The sequence below is a fragment of the Streptomyces sp. NPDC037389 genome, assembly GCF_040636475.1.
Lineage (GTDB): Bacteria > Actinomycetota > Actinomycetes > Streptomycetales > Streptomycetaceae > Streptomyces > Streptomyces hesseae.
Genome location: NZ_JBEZUS010000002.1, coordinates 76,997 through 92,465, shown reverse-complemented (window position 1 = coordinate 92,465; position 15,469 = coordinate 76,997). Strand labels below are relative to the sequence as shown.

Sequence of the window (15,469 nt, the reverse complement as noted above, 5' to 3'; positions counted from 1 at the left end):
CGGTTCCGAGGGGGCTGCGCCCCCTCGCACCCCCGCCGGGCCGGACAGATCCAGCCCGTCCGGCGTTTGAGGACCGGGGGTCCGGGGGGCGGAGCCCCCAGGAAACGGGAAGGGGCTGGACTGGGGCAACTCCCCCCTGGGCAGCATTCGCACATGACCACCACCCTCCGTACGTCGACGCCCCGACTGACAACCCCCCGGCTGACACTGCGCCGTTGGCGCGAGGACGACGTCGAGCCCATGGCGGCCGTCAACGCCGACCCGGAAGTGATGCGCTGGATCGGCGGCGGCTCGGTCCGCGACCGGGCGGAGACCGCGGCCGGGATCGCCGCGTGGGAGCGGGAGTGGGAGGAACGCGGCGTGGGGCTGTTCGCCGTTGAGGACCGGGAGAGCGGCCGGTTCGTCGGCTTCGCGGGGCTGTCGGTGCCCATGTTCCTGCCGGAGATCCTGCCTGCCGTGGAGATCGGCTGGCGGTTCGGGAAGGACTTCTGGGGACGCGGGCTCGCCACGGAGGCGGCACGCGCCGTGCTGGACTTCGCGCTGCGCGACCGCGGCCTGGCCCGCGTGGTGAGCGTGCACACCGTCGGCAACGACGCCTCCGAGGGCGTCATGCGCAAGCTCGGCATGCGCGTCGAGCGCCGGACCACCCATCCGGCCCATGGCGTGCCCCTGTGTGTGCACGTCCTGGAGGCGCGCTCCTAGCGTCCAGGGGCGGCCGTGTCACGCGTTCGGCCGCCCCGCACGTGCCCCGGCCCGGCGGAGCGGCCAGCGTGGACGGCGGCGGCAACACGCCGTCCGCCTGGTCCGTGTCGTCCCGTCCGCGCCGAAGGAGGCCCCTCTTGGCCGTCGACCCGCCCGTATCCGCCCACGCCGCGGGCCGGCTCCACGCGGCGGGGCTGGGCCTCCAGGGGCAGGTGCCGGGGATCCTCATGGCGGCCGAGGGCGAGCGGATCGGCGCGATCGCCGCCGGGGACTACCACAGCCTGGCGGTCACCGACGACGGCCGGCTGCTCGTCTCCGGGCTCGACGACTACGCCCAGGTGACCGGGATCTTCGCGGCGGCGCGCGGCGAGCTGGTCGGCGCCGTGGCCGCGGGCGGCTTCCACAGCCTGGCGGTGACCCGCGACGGCCGGCTGCTGGCCGCCGGGAAGGACCAGAACGGCCAGGTCACCGGCGCCCGTGACGCGGCCCGGGGCAAGAAGGTCACCGCCGTGGACGGCGGCGCCGTGCACAGCCTCGCCGTGACCGAGGACGGCGAGCTCCTGGCCGCCGGGCACGACGGCGAGGGACAGGTGTCCGGCGTCCTCACGGCGGCCCGGGGCCACCGGGTCACCGCCGTGGCCGCGGGCGACTTCCACAGCCTCGCGGTGACCGAGGACGGCCGGATCCTGGCCGCCGGCCGGGACGACGACCGGCAGGTCTCCGGGATCCTGGCGGCAGCGGACGGCCGGAAGGTCGTCGCCGTGTCCGCCGCCGCCCTCCAGAGCCTGGCCGTCACCGACGACGGCCTGCTGCTCGCCGCCGGCCGGGACGGGCACCACCAGGTGTCGGGCATCCTGCGCGTCGCCCAGGGCCGCAGGATCGCGGCCGCCGCCGCGGGCCATCTGCACAGCCTGGCGCTGACCCGGGACGGCGAGCTCCTCGGCGCGGGCAAGGACGGCGACGGGCAGGTGTCGGGGATCCTGGAGGCCGTCGGGCACCACCACACCGTGCAGATCGCCGCGGGCGGCTACCACAGCCTCGCCGTCGTCGCCCCCGACGGGCCCCGCGGCCGGGTGATCCGGGCGGAGTTCCACGCCGCCGACACCACCGGGCAGGACGTGACTCTGTGGCTCCTGCGCCGCGAGGACAACCTCGACGTGGCCCTGACGTCACATCAGCCGGCCCAGGACTTCGGCATCCGGGAGGGCGTGCCCGTGACGCTGGAGATCCGGCGGGGCGGGGACGAGGTCCTGGGCGACGGCACCGTCTGTTTCAGCTACGACGAGACCACCCGTACCGTCGGCGTCGACACCCGGGCCAGCCGCTTCCCCTCCCATCTGACCTGCACCGGGCACGGCGCCAACCGCTTCACCTTCGCCTTCACCGGGATTGGATGAGCAACCCACCCGTCACGTCAGCCCCGTGACGCTCCGGTCCCACCCGGCGAGCATCCGCGAGGCCCCCACCGGCAGGTCCCACAGATCCTCCCGGGCCCGGCCCGTCTCCTCCCACGCCGCCCGCACCCGCCGCAGCGGCTCCAGCGGCGGCTCGGCGGACAGCAGGAACGTCGCCCAGTGCATCGGCGCCAGCACCCGCGCCCCCAGGTCCGCGCAGGCGCGCACCGCCTCCTCCGGGTCGGTGTGCACCGGGCCCAGCATCCAGCGCGGGTCGTAGGCGCCGATGGGCAGCAGCGCGACATCGATGTCCGGATAGCGCTCGCCGATCCGCGCGAACCAGTAGCCGTAGCCCGTGTCCCCGGCGAAGTACACCCGGCGGCCGTCGGGCGCGGTCAGCACCCAGCCGCCCCACAGCGACCGGCAGGTGTCGGTGAGGGTGCGTTTGCTCCAGTGGTGGGCCGGGACGAAGTCGAAGCGCACCGGGCCCGCCGGGCCGGGCAGCTCGACCGCCTCCCACCAGTCGAGTTCGGTGACCCGGGTGAACCGGCGGCGACGCGCCCAGCCGGCCAGGCCCGCCGGCAGCAGCAGATGGGTGTCGCGGGGGAGCCGCTTGAGGGTGCGCGCGTCGAGGTGGTCGTAGTGGTTGTGGCTGATGACGACGGCGTCGATCCTCGGCAGGGCCTCCCACGGCACCCCCACCGGCGTCACCCGGGGCGGCGTGCCGAGGATCCGGCGGGACCAGACCGGGTCGGTCAGCACCGTGAGCCCGCCGACGCGCACCACCCAGCTGGCGTGCCCGGCCCAGGTGACGGCGAGCGCGGTGGCGCCGGCGGCCGGCAGCGGACCCGGCTCGACCGGCAGCAGCGGGACCTCGCGCAGCGCCTCGGCGCTCGGCCGCAGCCGGCCCTCACGGGCCAGCCGGGCCATGGCACGCACTCCGGGCAGCGGTGCGGTGAGCCGGTCGGCGAACGTCCGGGGCCAGGAACGGATCTCGCCGAGAGGACGCGGCTCCGCGAGAGGGCGCTCGGTCTGTTCGGTCATCTGGGGCTCCATTCGTGGGGAACCGGAACCTGGCGGTACGGGCGCGGGGCTCGCGCCGTCGCACGCCCCACCGACTGACGGTAGATCAGTCGGCGGCGAGTTCACTGAACGCCGATCCAAAAGTGGACAACGCCTCCACGACATCCGGGTCCGCCAGCGGATCCCGGGCGCCCAGGGCGCGACGCCGCCGGTCGTCGTCGGCCCCGAGGAACGGGGGAGTGGCGATCCGCACCCGCAACGCGTCCGGGGCGTCGCCGAACCGGTGGCCGCCGGGCACCGGATGGCCGAGCGTCGCGCTCAGCCGGTCCTCCAGTTCCACGGAGTCGGTGATGCCACGGGCCGCGAGGGCCGACCTCAGCTCGCCCAGGTCCGCGTACAGGTGCGGGCCCGTCCGCGGGGGCCGGCAGAGCACCCCGGCGGCGTCGAGCCGCACCCGCGCCGCCTCGCCCAGCACCCCGTACAGTCGGGCCGCGGCGGCGGACCGGGCCCGTACGGGCTCCGGTTCGGTCAGCGCCCAGCCCACGGCCGCCGCGACCGGCGGCGGCAGTTCGGCCCGTACCGCCGTCAGCAGCGAGACGGCACGGGCGTACAGGGCCGGGCCCGGACCCCCGGCCGGGAAACGGGCGATCGCCGCCGGCCAGCCGGAGGGGGCGAGCGGGCCCGCGAGGTCGGTGAGGACGACGACCCGGTCCGGGTACATCTCGGCGGGCCCCACGAACACGGTCCCGTGCGGGTCGTGGAGGGTGTCACGCCATGTCTCGTCGCTGACGACCGTCAGCTCCTCGGCCGCCGCGGCCTCGCACACCTCGTGGAGGATCTCCGGCGGGGCGACCGTGCCGGTGGTGTCGTCGGCCACCGACAGCACCAGGAAACGCGGCCGCCCGCCCTCGGCGCGGATCCTGCGCACGGTCTCCAACAGCGCGTAGGGGTCGGGCACGCCACCGCATTCGGCCGGCACCGGCACGTGGTACGCCAGCCGCCCGGCGAGCCGCGCCAGCGGGCTGTACGAGGCCGAGCACGGCCGGGTCAGCAGCACCTCGCCGCCCGCCGAGGCGAACAGCGCCAGCAGCAACGGCTGGGCGCCCGGCGCCGCGAGGACCCGCCCGGGCTCGGTCGGCAAGCCGCGCCGCGCCCAGTAACCGCAGGCGGCCTCCCGCAGCGCCCGTCCGCCGCCGACCGGTTCGGGGCCGGAGCGCCCGGCCGCCCCCGCCAGCCGCTCGGCGAGCTCCGGAAGCACGGGCAGCCCGCGCTCCGGCGGCGGGAGGGCGGGCGGTACCTGCTGCATCCTCACACCTTCGCAGATCACCGGGTGCGTGGCGGCCCGACACGGGCGGCGGGGCGAACAAACCCCCTGGTACCGGATCGTAAGACAGCCCTCTCACCATGCGAGAGAACGGCCTACGGTGGGAACGCCACTTCACGACGTCGCGAAGGGACGGGCCACCATGTCGGAACGACAGAACGTCTACATCCACGGACACCACGAGTCCGTACTGCGCTCCCACGGCCGCCGCCGGGCCGCCGACTCCGCCGCCTACCTGCTGCCTTCACTCCGGTCGCACCACCGGATCCTGGACATAGGCTGCGGCCCCGGCAGCATCACCGCCGACCTGGCCGCCCTGGCGCACCGGGGCCGGGTCACCGGCCTCGACGCCGCCCCCGGCGTCCTGGAGACCGCCCGCGCCGCCGCCCGCGAACGAGGCGTGTCCAACGTGGACTTCGCCGTCGGCGACATCCGCGCCCTGGACTTCCCCGACGGCTCCTTCGACGTCGTCCACGCCCACCAGGTGCTCCAGTACCTCGACGACCCGGTGGCCGCCCTGCGCGAGATGCGCCGCGTGTGCCGCCCCGGCGGGATCGTCGCCGTCCGCGACGTCGTCTACACGGCGATGACCTGGTACCCGCGCGTCCCCGGCCTGGAGGACTGGCAGCGCCTGTACGTGAGCGTCGCCCGCGCCGGCGGCGGCGAACCCGACGCTGGCAGCCGGCTGCTGTCCTGGGCCCGGCGGGCCGGCCTGACCGACACCGCCGCCACGGCGGGCGCCTGGTGCTGCACGGGCGCCGAACAACGCGCCTGGTGGAGCGGCCTGTGGGCCGACCGCACCCTTTCCGACCCGTACGCCCGCCACGCCGTCGAGGGCGGCCACACGGACCCGGCGGGCCTCGCGGCGATCGCGGAGGCCTGGCACGAGTGGGGGCGTCACGAGGACGCGTGGTTCTCGGTGCTCCACGGCGAACTGCTCTGCCGGGTCAACTAGCCTGCTTTTCATGAACATTCTGGGGACTTCGCTAAGGGTGTGCGTAAGCGATCTGGAAGCGGCGATCGCGGTGTACGAACGGCTGACCGGAGCCGAGGCACAGCGCTTCCGGCGCGGCGGGGTCTCGGTCGCGGCCGTCGGCTGCTTCTTCCTGATGAGCGGACCGGAGGCCGAACTCTCCGTCCTGCGCAACATCACGGCCACGCTGGCCGTCACGGACGTCGACGAGGCCCTCGCCGATCTGCTCGCGGTGGGCGCGCAGATCATCGCGGGCCCCGTGCGGACGCCCATCGGCAGCAACCTGGTGGCCCGTCACCCGGACGGATCGGTGTTCGAGTACGTCGATCGCCGGGCGGGTTGAGCGCAACGCCGGACGGGCTGAATCAGCCCGTCCGGCGCTTGAGGCCCGGGGGCCCGGGGGCGCCGGGCCAGGGGAAAGTCTCCCCCTCACCGAGGTCCTCGACCTCGACACCGGCATCGCGGATCGCCCGCGCCCCCGCCCCATCCCCCCGCGCCTCCAGAACCCGCGCCTCCAGCAACCGGAACCGCCCCCGCGTCCGCGCGGCGGGATGGACCCCGGCCAGCACCGCCGCCGCGTCCTCCGCCCGTCCGGCCGCCAGCAGCGCCTCGATCGCCTCCCGCGCGAGCGCCGTCCGCGCGGCCCGGGACGCTCCCGCCTCATGGGCCTCCGTCACCGCCCGTGCGTAGCGGTCGGCGGCCCGCTCCGGATGCCCGCGTTCCACGTCCGCCGCCGCGAGCGCGCGCCGTGCCGGCCAGCCCATGCCCTGCCGGAGCGCGTGCTCCCAGCTGCGGACGGCCTGCGAGCGGTCGCCGGCGTGCCACTGGGCGACGCCCAGGTGGTACGAGGCGCGCGGGTCCGGCTCGGAGGTCTCCAACAGCTCCCGCCAGGCGGGGGAGACCAGGGAGGGGCCGGGCTCCGGCCCCTCCTCACCCAGCGAGCCGGTGCGCAGCAGCGCCCGCCAGGGCCGCTGTTCGGCCCCGCCCACGTCCCCGTCCGCCGGCACGGGGAACGGCGTCCCCGGCAGCTCCAGCCGCCCCCGCTCGACCTCGAGCGCCCCCCACCCGGAGCCGGTGGCCAGCGTCTCCTTGGGCTCGTGGTCGGCGTACGGGCGCCACGCCTCGTACGCGGCGTCCACCGCGGCGCGTGGCAGCGCCGCCTCCAGCCGTGCGGCGGTCTCGGCCCGCGCCGCCGCCCAGTCCGCGCCGTGGACGGCGGCGGGGTCTGCGGCCAGCGGCCCGTACGCCTCCAGCCAGGCGAACTCCCCGCCCGCCTCCAGGGGGACGTGCTCCAGCTGGGTCGGCGCGAGGCCCGCCTGGATCTCGGCGTAGCCGCCCGTGCCGGGCTCGGTGAGCCACTCCTGCCGGCGCCGTCCGGCCCCGTCCGCGCCCCACAGGAAGAGCTTGCGGCCGGTGAGGGCGTCGGTCGAGGTCTGGACGAGCCCGTGGCCGTCCCCGTCGAGCGCGGCGATCCAGCGGCGTTCGCCGTCGGGGAGGTCGTAGAAGTAGTCGGCGTGACGGGTGCCGTCCGCTGGGTACGTCCGGTCGGCGCCGTCCCAGTGGGGGACGGGCACCCGGCGCAGGGAGGCGCGGTCGTAGCCGAAGTGCCAGGCCCTCTCGGCCGGGGCGAGGACCCGGGTGCGCGGGCCCTCGGGCACGGCGGTGTTGGACCACCAGTAGACGGGCGCGGCGCGGTGGTGCGGATTGCGGACGCGCACACCGGCGTAGAGGAAGTCGGAGCCGTCCGGCAGCCACAGGTCGACCTGGAAGGGCAGGTCGCGCAGCCGCTCCCACTCCCACAGCCGCAGCATGTCGCCGCCGTCGGGCGCGGGCACGCGGGCCGCGTGGAGCGGGGCGACGGAGAGGGTGCCGTGGCCGGTCGCGCCGATGTTCCATTCGATGCCGCCGGAGAACCAGGCGCCGTTCAGGGCGAAGCCGGCGGGCTGGAGGACGGGGTTGGAGTAGAGGAGCGAGCTGCCCGTCGGCTTGTGGACGAGGGAGTGCACCCGGCCGCCGAGCCCCGGCAGGACCGTGGCGCGCAGCCGGTCGTTCTCGATGACGATCGCGTCGAGGTCGGTGGGGATCCGGGTGCGGGTGTAGTCGTCGCGGCGGCGTACGGGCAGGAGGGAGCGCAGTGGCGCGTGGCGCATCCGCCGGGCCATGGCGGGCGGCAGGCCCGCCATGGCGACGCGGTCCAGGCGGTGGACGTCGCCGCGGGTGCTCAGCTGCGGCAGCGGGTTCTCCGGGCCGGGGGAGGCCGCGGGCAGGGTCAGCACGGCTCGGCGGATGGTGGTGGCCATGTGTCGGTCTCCCTTTCGCTTCGGGGGCTCGCTTCGGGGTTCTCTCACAGCCACACGGGGGCGTCGGCGCCCCAGCGGCCGGGCCGCCGGGCCCAGTCGCGCGGGGAGCCCGTGAACTCCACGGGCGACAGCGCGTACCGCAGCCGCCCGAGCGGGCCCTCTCCCTCGGCCAGCCAGGGCGCGGGGTCGTGGCCGTCGCCGCCGGGCCCGGGTACGCCGTCGTCGTGGGGCACGTCGCGGGCCAGCCAGGCCGCCGTCTGCGCGAGGGCGAAGCGGGTCAGGCGGGTGCCGCCGGTCTCGCGCTGCTCGGTGACGGCGCGCAGCAGGGCGGCGGCCAGCAGGTAGCCGGTGCCGTGGTCGAGGGCCTGGGCGGGGAGTGCGCCGGGGCCGCCGTCGGGGCCCGGTTCGGTGGCGGCGATGCCGCAGGCGGCCTGGACCAGGCTGTCGAAGCCGCGCCGCTCGCCCCACGGCCCGTAGCTGCCCCAGGCGCTCAGCTGGCCGACGACCAGGCCCGGCCGGCGTTCGGCGAGGGCCTGCGGGGACAGGCCGTGGCGGTCGAGCGCCCCGGGCCGGTAGCCGGTCACGACGACGTCGGCGGCGGCCAGCAACTCCTCGAAGACCGCGCGGTCGGCGGTGCGGGCCAGGTCGAGGACGGTGGAGCGCTTGCCCGCGCCGGTGTCGTCGTGCAGCTCCTGGCTCTCCGGCAGGGAGGGGGAGTCGATACGGAGGACGTCCGCGCCGAGCAGGGCGAGGGTGCGGGTGGCGACCGGGCCCGCGAGGACCCGGGTGAGGTCGAGGACGCGCAGTCCCTCGGCGGGCAGCGCCCCGGAGGGCGTCCCGAGCTCGCGGACGGGGCCCTCGGCGATCCGCTCCAGGGAGAGCAGCGGGCGCCGGGCGACCGCCGAGCCCTGCGGGTGGACGGCCCACTCGTGGGGGGTGCGCACGGCGACGGCCAGCCCGCCGGCCGCGTACACCAGCTCCTCCACCCGCGCGGCCTCCCGGCCCGCCAGCTCGGCGGCGACCCGCTCGACGAGGGGCGCGGCGTCGGCGTCCGGTCCCGGGTCGGGCAGCCCGAGGGCGGCGAGGAGGCGGGCGCGGTGGTGGGGGTAGTTGGCGTGGGTGCGCACCCAGCCGTCGGCGGTGCGCCAGAAGCGGGAGAGCGGGGCGAAGGAGGCCGGGGCGCGGCCGTCGCGGCGTATATGGCGCTCGCTGGCGAACGCCGTCTCGACGGCGCCGTCGTCGACGCGTACGCGCGGCAAAGGCCCGCCGCGCCGGGCGGCGAGCAGTTCGGCGGCGGCCAGCGCGCAGACGGCCACCGTGGCCCGGGCCGTCTCCCGGACGGGGAGCCGGGCGGGGAGCCGGGCGGGGAGGAGTGTCTCCGGGCCGCCGTACTCCACGGCGGCCATGAGGGCGGGATCCCCGCCGAGCAACGCCCAGACGTGGTCCGCCGCTTCGGACGATCGCTTGATCATCCCCCGAGTCTGGCACTGGGTGCCAGGTCTGGGAAGAGGCCCTTTCAGGCGTCCTGCCCAGAGGTGTCCCCTCCCATGGGCGTCCTATGGGCGACACAACCCGTTCGGGTGACATCCGGCGCGGGCCCGGCGCGGCGGCCGCGGAGGTCTAGGGTGGGGTGCACCAACAGTGATCGGCGGGCGACGCCCGGTGAGCGGATCCGGGGCGGGGTTTCGGTGAGTGCCGGTGAGTGAGCGTGAGTGAGCGCACATCCCCGTCCGGGCCGGAGCCGCCGGGGCGGACCTGCCAGTGGTGTCACGGCTCCGGGTACGGGACGCGGGCGCTGGCGTACTGCCCGGGCGCCGACCCCTTCGCCGGCCCGGCCGACACCGTCCACCGCGCGGGGCAGTGCGCCCACTGCCGGGGGTCCGGGACGTACGACTCCGCGCTGGACCCGACCCTGGGCCATCCCGGGGAGGCCGCCGAGGGGACCGCCCCGGAGGAGGGCGGCTGACGCGTCCCCGGAGGGGCGCCCGGTCGGGCCGCGACCCCCGCTCGCGGCGCTCGCGGGCGCGAACCGCTCGTTCCGCTTGATTGCGCGCCGGTGGACGAATCACGGTCCGCGGCGGCGATCGCAGCACCTTTTGCGGCCGCCGGGCGCCCCGCGCGGGACAAAAAATTTCAATTTTGCTCCGTCTCACAGTGCGGTCAATATGTGCTGTCGCACATACCTGTGCTCTTGCACAGTCATGCGAAGTCGCCACAGAATCAGCGACCTGCCCGCAGTACGAGAGGCGCACCCTTCCATGCAAGAAACCGACGGCACTCCCGCACGCCGCTTCGGCCTCCCCACGGCCATCTGCCTGGTCATGGGCAACATCATTGGTGGGGGCATCTTTCTGCTGCCCGCCTCGGTCGCCCCGTTCGGCACCGTCAGCCTGCTGGCCTTCGGTGTGCTCACGATCGGAGCGATCGCCCTCGCCCTCGTCTTCGGGCGGCTCGCCGAGCGCCATCCGCACACCGGCGGACCGTATGTCTATGCGCGCGCGGCGTTCGGCGACTTCGCCGGGTTCCTGTCCGCCTGGTCGTACTGGACGATGACCTGGGTCAGCAACGCCGCTCTCGCCGTCGCCGGCGTCGGCTACTTCCATGTGCTCACCGGCGGTTCGTCCTCGAAGAGCACGGACCTGGTGATCGCCCTGCTGATGCTGTGGCTCCCGGCGCTGGCGAACCTCGCCGGTACCCGCTGGGTGGGCGTGGTGCAGGTGGTCTCCACGGTCCTGAAGTTCGTTCCGCTGTTCTTCGTCGCCGTCGCCGGCCTCTTCTTCTTCGACCCGAAGAACCTCGGCTCCTTCAGCGAGGGCGGCGGCAGCTGGGCCAGCGGCCTGTCCGCCTCGGCGGCGATCCTGCTCTACAGCTACATCGGTGTGGAGTCCGCCGCGATGAGCGCGGGCGAGGTCCGCGACCCGGAGCGCAATGTGGGCCGCGCCAGCGTGTTCGGCACCATCGGCGCCGCCGTGGTCTACCTGCTCGGCACGGTGGCGGTCTTCGGTACGGTCGCGCACGACAAGCTCGCCAAGTCCACGGCGCCGTTCTCCGACGCGGTCGACGCGATGTTCGGCGGCGAGTGGGGCGGCACGCTGATCGCCTTCGCCGCCGTCGTCTCCATCGTGGGCGCGCTCAACGGCTGGACGCTCATGAGCGCCCAGATGCCCTACGCGGCCGCCAAGGACGGTCTGTTCCCGGCGATGTTCGGGAAGAAGCGGCGCGGGGTGCCGACGGCGGGCGTGCTCGCCGCGGCGGTGCTCGCCTCGCTGCTGACGGTCGTCAACTACACGTCGGGCGCGGGCGGGGTCTTCGAGATCCTGGTCCTCGTCACCACCTTCTCGGCGACCGTCCCCTACCTCCTGGCCACCGCCGCGCAGGTGTACTTCCTGCTCAAGGGCGAGCGCGACAAGGTCCACGCGGGCCGGTTCACGCGTGACATGGTCTTCGCCCTCGGCGGGTTCGGCTTCTCCTTCTGGCTGGTGGCCGGTGCCGGATACGCGGCGGTCTACCAGGGCGGGCTGTTCCTCTTCGCCGGCATCCTCGTCTACGCCTGGATGGCGGCCCGCCGCCCGGCGGCGGGCGAGGGCGAGGGCGAGAGCGCGGGCGAGCCCGTGGCGGCGGAGAAGTCCGCCGAGCCGGAGCTGGTCGCGTAAGCAGGACGCAGGACGTACGAGGAAGGGGCGGGCCCGAGGGCCCGCCCCTTCCTCTGTTCGCTCTGCCCGCTCTCAGGCCGTGATGCCGCCGTCCAGGACGAGCTCCGTGCCGACCGTGTAGCCCGCCTCGTCGGAGGCCAGGTGGAGCACCGCGGCGGCGACCTCCTCCGGGCTGCCCGCGCGCCCGGCCGGGACGTCGCGGGCCATCCGCTCGGCCTTGTCGCGGGCCGACTCGCCGGGGCGCGAGGACATCGGGGTGTCGATGGGGCCGGGGCTCACCGCGTTGATCCGCACCCCCTCGCCGATGTGGTCGAGGGCGGCGCTGCGGGTCAGTGCGGAGACCGCGGCCTTGCCGGCGGCGTACGCGCCGAGCCCCGGGAGGCGCTTGTGGGCGCCGAGGTTGGACGAGATGTTGACGATGGCGCCGCCGCCGTTGGCCCGCATGTGCGCGATCTCGTGCTTCATCGACAGCCAGACGCCCGTGACGTTGGTGGTCAGCGCGGTGTGCCAGTCGTCCTCCGGGATGTCGGCGACCTTCGCGGGCGGGGTGAGCACGCCGACGTTGTTCACGGCCACGTCGAGGCCGCCGTACCGCCGCACCGTCCGCTCGACCAGGGCCTCGACGTCGGCCGGGCGGGTCACGTCGGCGGTGACGGCCGTGGCCTCGCCGCCCGCCGCCTCGATGGCGGCGACGGTCTCCTCAAGCGGCTCGGCGCGCCGGCCCGCGACCACGACCCGGGCGCCCTCCCGGGCGAAGGCGAGGGCGACGGCCCGGCCGATGCCGGTCCCGCCACCCGTGACGAGGACGGCCTTACCGGAGAAACGCGTGGTCATGTCGATGACTCCTCGGGATAACAGAAACAAAGATAAAAGAACGATCGGTCTTGAATTTGGGCATAAAAGCGGGCCTGGGGAGCGGGGAGAGCGCTCCTCGCGGCGTCAGTCCAGCAGGGTCAGTACCTGCTCGGCGGCGTCCCGGGGCAGGGTCGGCCCGGTGTCGAGCCGGCCGACCACGCGCAGGCCCTGGAGGAAGACCAGGAGCATCCGGGCGAGCGCCACCGGGTCGCGGTCCCCGGGGAGTTCGCCCTGGGCGGCGGCGCGTATCAGGGCCGAGGTCAGCGCCGTCTCCATGTGGTGCCAGGCCTCCTCGACCCGGCGCGCGGCGGCCGTGTCGCGCGGGCCCAGCTCGACGGCCGTATTGGTCACGAAGCAGCCGCGCCGCGGCGTGTCGCCGGCCGCCTCGTCCGCGAAGCGGCGCACCAGGGCGCGGACGGCCGGCAGGGCCGGGCCCGGCTGGGACAGCTCCGCCACGATGCGCGGGTTCCGCTGCTCGCCGTAGCGCGCCAGGGCCTTGAGGTAGAGGTCGTGCTTGCCGCCGAACGTCGCGTAGAGGCTCGCCCGGGCGATGCCGAGGCGCTCCACGAGGTCCGCCATCGACGTCGCCTCGTAGCCGCGCTCCCAGAACAGCTCAAGGGCCGACTGGAGGGCGGCGTCCGGATCGAATTCCTTGGTCCTGGCCACGTCGTCGATCCTAGGCGTATCGAGAACGACCGGTCAAGAATCAACGGTCGGTCAAGAGTTCGTCCATCCGCGGCCTTATGGGTTGTCAGTGAAATGTCACATTACTATGGTACGGCGCGCATCACCTCGTAGCTGACGCAACATCAACCCCCCTGAGGAGAGCCGGTGTACGCGCTACGCACAGTGCGCAAAGGGCTGTTGGCCGCCGCCCTGGCGGCCGCTCTCGCCCTGCCGACGGCTCAGGCCGCCCAGGCCGGGCCCGCCCGCCCATCCGCCCCGCCCCCCACGTCCGCCTCCGGGACCGCCACCGGTACGGCCCCGGTCCACGACCCCCGCGACGACGTCGACCGGCTCGCCGCCCCGCCCCAGCGGACCACCCGCACCCCCGTCCCCGGCGGCGAGCGCGGCGAACCCGGCCGGATACCCGGCGACCTCGCGCAAAGCAGACCCGGCAACCCCGGCAGACCCACCGCCGGCCCGGCCCTGCGCGGCTCCGTCCCCTGCACCCTCGACGGCATCACCCGGCTCGGACCCGACCAGCTCGCCGACTTCCTCACCGACCCCGCCGTCACCGCGGACGGCTGTCTGCGCGGCCTGATCTGGACCTGGGACGCCCGCCTCGTGCCCGTCCTCTCCCGCGCCCACGTCCAGGCCGTCGCCCGGCGCGCCGCCGAGCTCGCCCCCCGGCACACCGGCGACGACGCGAGCCACCTCCTGGAGCTCTTCACCTACCTCCACGCCGCCGTCTACCACGACTTCTCCCACGACGAGATCGACCTCACCGACCCCGCGACCGTCGACGCCATGCGCCGCGCCACGGACGCGTACGGCACCGCCGACCGCACCTTCGACCCCACCCGGCAGAACGCCGAGACCCTGCGCGAGGCCCTCACCGCCGGCAGTGCGCCCGGCCTGCGCCGGCATCAACTCGGCCTCGTCCCCAAGGTGCTGGCCACCATGGGCCCCGGCCGGACCACCGCCGCCGACCCCGCCTGGGGCGGCGCCGCCCTCGCCGCCCTCACCGTCAACTACCTCGGCGTCTACCCCGGCAACAAGGACACCGCTTTCCACCAGGCCGTGGCCGCCGCCCCCGGCTACCGCGCCGCCTTCCGCGCCTTCTCCGGCCACACCCACCTCAAGGGCACGGCCAACGCCTGGACCGTCCGCGACGCCCTGAGCGAGTACGGGCGCTTCGGCCAGATCGACGGCCTGCGCCCCGCGATCACCGCCGACCTCGGCGCGCTGCTGAAGACCGCCGAGACCGACTTCGGCGACCTCAGCGCTCCCTGGGCCTCCCTCGCCTCCTGGCTCAACACCTATGAGGCGTGCGCGCCCTACAACGTCTGCAAGCCCCAGATAGAGGCCCGGGTCTTCCCGCGCACCTACACCTACGACAAGGGCGGCATCGAGGTCCGCACCGCCCTCGACCAGGCCACCGTCGACCAGCTCTACTACGCCAGCAAGCAGGTCAAGGCCCAGTTCTTCCGGGTGCTCGGCACCGACGTCCCGCTGACCGGCGACCCCAACGCCACCCTCCACATCCACCTCTACGCCTCACGCGCCGACTACGAGGTGCTGCACCCCCTCCTGACCGGCATGGGCACCAACAACGGCGGCGTCTACATCGAACAGGGCGCCACCTTCTACACCTACCAGCGCCGCGTCCCCCAGGACTCCTCTCTCACCCTTGAGGAGCTCTTCCGTCACGAGTACACCCACTACCTCAACGGCCGCTGGGCCGTCCCCGGCATGTTCGGCGAAGGTCCCTGGTACCAGGGCGACCTGACCACCGCCATGGACGAGGGCACCGCCGAGTTCTTCGACGGAGCCACCCGGGACGAGGGCATCAAGGTCCGCAAGTCCCTGGTCAAGGGCATCATCGCCGACACCGCCGGCGGCAAGCCCCGGATGACCGTCGACCGGTTCCTCCACGCCACCTACGACGGCGACGGCTTCCGCTTCTACAACTACGCGGGCACGTTCTTCGAGTTCCTGTGGCGCGAACACCCCGCACTGCTGCGGGAGATGTACGGATACGAGCGCGCCGACGACCCCAAGGGCTTCGACGCCTGGCGCACCCGCATGGGCCGGGACGCCGCGATCCAGCGCGAGTACGACGCCTTCCTCGACGAGCAGATCCGCGACGTCGACCACCTCTACGTCCCCGACACCCACTACACCCCCGTGGGCTCGCTGACCCACGCCGCCGCCGACCGGGTCGGCGCGGCCTTCGCGAGCGCCACCGGGATCACCCCGGACTGCGCCGGGAACGGCGACACCACCGGCAAGCCGCGCTTCACCTGCACGGGCCGGATCACCGCCAACCTCTCGGACTCCGGCAGCCCCGACCGGGTCTTCAGGGACATGTCCGGCACCGTGGACTACTTCATCCTCGGCCGCGCGGCCCCGGCCGCCAACAACCTCGCCGACATGAACTGCTCCTTCGGTTCCGTCGACATCTGGTCCGACGGCACGGCGGGCACCGCCGGCTTCACCTGCGAGGGCCCGCTGCGGCCCTGAGACCCCTTCCGGGTCCGCCGACGCGCCCATGACCTCCGAGGTCGTCGCGGACCCCGCCC

Annotated in this window: 13 protein-coding genes; 7 read left to right on the top strand and 6 right to left on the bottom strand. The window is 74.6% G+C overall.

Going from position 1 to position 15,469, the window contains the following annotated elements:
- The first annotated feature begins 153 nt into the window (after positions 1 to 153).
- Together AB0E98_RS03970 and AB0E98_RS03965 are read left to right on the top strand one after the other, a co-directional pair.
- Positions 154 to 702, top strand: coding sequence for a GNAT family N-acetyltransferase (locus tag AB0E98_RS03970; RefSeq protein ID WP_361698325.1), 549 nt, complete (start codon positions 154 to 156; stop codon positions 700 to 702).
- Between the two features lie 137 nt (positions 703 to 839).
- The gene (locus AB0E98_RS03965) at positions 840 to 2,099 is read left to right on the top strand and encodes a hypothetical protein (protein ID WP_361698323.1); all 1,260 of its coding nucleotides are present in this window, start codon (positions 840 to 842) and stop codon (positions 2,097 to 2,099) included.
- A gap of 12 nt (positions 2,100 to 2,111) precedes the next feature.
- On the opposite strand, the gene AB0E98_RS03960 is transcribed toward AB0E98_RS03965, so the two are convergent.
- Complete coding sequence (locus AB0E98_RS03960) at positions 2,112 to 3,140, bottom strand: MBL fold metallo-hydrolase (RefSeq protein WP_361698321.1); 1,029 nt, start codon at positions 3,138 to 3,140, stop codon at positions 2,112 to 2,114.
- An 85-nt stretch (positions 3,141 to 3,225) separates the two neighbouring features.
- Entirely contained in the window at positions 3,226 to 4,425 is a 1,200-nt protein-coding gene (locus tag AB0E98_RS03955) for an aminotransferase class I/II-fold pyridoxal phosphate-dependent enzyme (RefSeq protein ID WP_361698319.1), read from the bottom strand.
- Positions 4,426 to 4,585: 160 nt separating this feature from the next.
- On the opposite strand from AB0E98_RS03955, the gene AB0E98_RS03950 reads away from it, so the two are divergent.
- Complete coding sequence (locus AB0E98_RS03950; protein ID WP_361698317.1) at positions 4,586 to 5,398, top strand: class I SAM-dependent methyltransferase; 813 nt, start codon at positions 4,586 to 4,588, stop codon at positions 5,396 to 5,398.
- 10 nt (positions 5,399 to 5,408) lie between these two features.
- A complete protein-coding gene (locus AB0E98_RS03945) occupies positions 5,409 to 5,759 on the top strand; it encodes a VOC family protein (RefSeq protein WP_311609270.1) in 351 nt (116 codons plus the stop codon).
- A gap of 22 nt (positions 5,760 to 5,781) precedes the next feature.
- On the opposite strand, the gene AB0E98_RS03940 is transcribed toward AB0E98_RS03945, so the two are convergent.
- Positions 5,782 to 7,716 carry a DUF5107 domain-containing protein gene (locus AB0E98_RS03940; protein ID WP_361698315.1) on the bottom strand — a complete coding sequence of 645 codons (1,935 nt, stop codon included), beginning with the start codon at positions 7,714 to 7,716 and terminating at the stop codon, positions 5,782 to 5,784.
- Positions 7,717 to 7,760: 44 nt separating this feature from the next.
- Positions 7,761 to 9,188: a CoA transferase gene (locus AB0E98_RS03935; RefSeq protein WP_361698313.1), complete on the bottom strand. Its 1,428-nt coding sequence runs from the start codon at positions 9,186 to 9,188 to the stop codon at positions 7,761 to 7,763.
- A 236-nt stretch (positions 9,189 to 9,424) separates the two neighbouring features.
- Here AB0E98_RS03935 and AB0E98_RS03930 point away from each other — a divergent pair, with 236 nt between their 5' ends.
- Positions 9,425 to 9,682 carry a hypothetical protein gene (locus AB0E98_RS03930; protein WP_361698311.1) on the top strand — a complete coding sequence of 86 codons (258 nt, stop codon included), beginning with the start codon at positions 9,425 to 9,427 and terminating at the stop codon, positions 9,680 to 9,682.
- A gap of 292 nt (positions 9,683 to 9,974) precedes the next feature.
- Positions 9,975 to 11,369, top strand: a complete 1,395-nt coding sequence (locus tag AB0E98_RS03925; RefSeq protein WP_361698309.1) for an amino acid permease — start codon at positions 9,975 to 9,977, stop codon at positions 11,367 to 11,369.
- A gap of 72 nt (positions 11,370 to 11,441) precedes the next feature.
- On the opposite strand, the gene AB0E98_RS03920 is transcribed toward AB0E98_RS03925, so the two are convergent.
- Both AB0E98_RS03920 and AB0E98_RS03915 read right to left on the bottom strand, forming a co-directional pair.
- Positions 11,442 to 12,203 carry a glucose 1-dehydrogenase gene (locus AB0E98_RS03920; protein WP_361698307.1) on the bottom strand — a complete coding sequence of 254 codons (762 nt, stop codon included), beginning with the start codon at positions 12,201 to 12,203 and terminating at the stop codon, positions 11,442 to 11,444.
- A gap of 105 nt (positions 12,204 to 12,308) precedes the next feature.
- Entirely contained in the window at positions 12,309 to 12,890 is a 582-nt protein-coding gene (locus tag AB0E98_RS03915; RefSeq protein WP_361698305.1) for a helix-turn-helix domain-containing protein, read from the bottom strand.
- A 165-nt stretch (positions 12,891 to 13,055) separates the two neighbouring features.
- Here AB0E98_RS03915 and AB0E98_RS03910 point away from each other — a divergent pair, with 165 nt between their 5' ends.
- A complete protein-coding gene (locus AB0E98_RS03910) occupies positions 13,056 to 15,410 on the top strand; it encodes a collagenase (RefSeq protein WP_361698303.1) in 2,355 nt (784 codons plus the stop codon).
- Positions 15,411 to 15,469 lie beyond the last annotated feature (59 nt).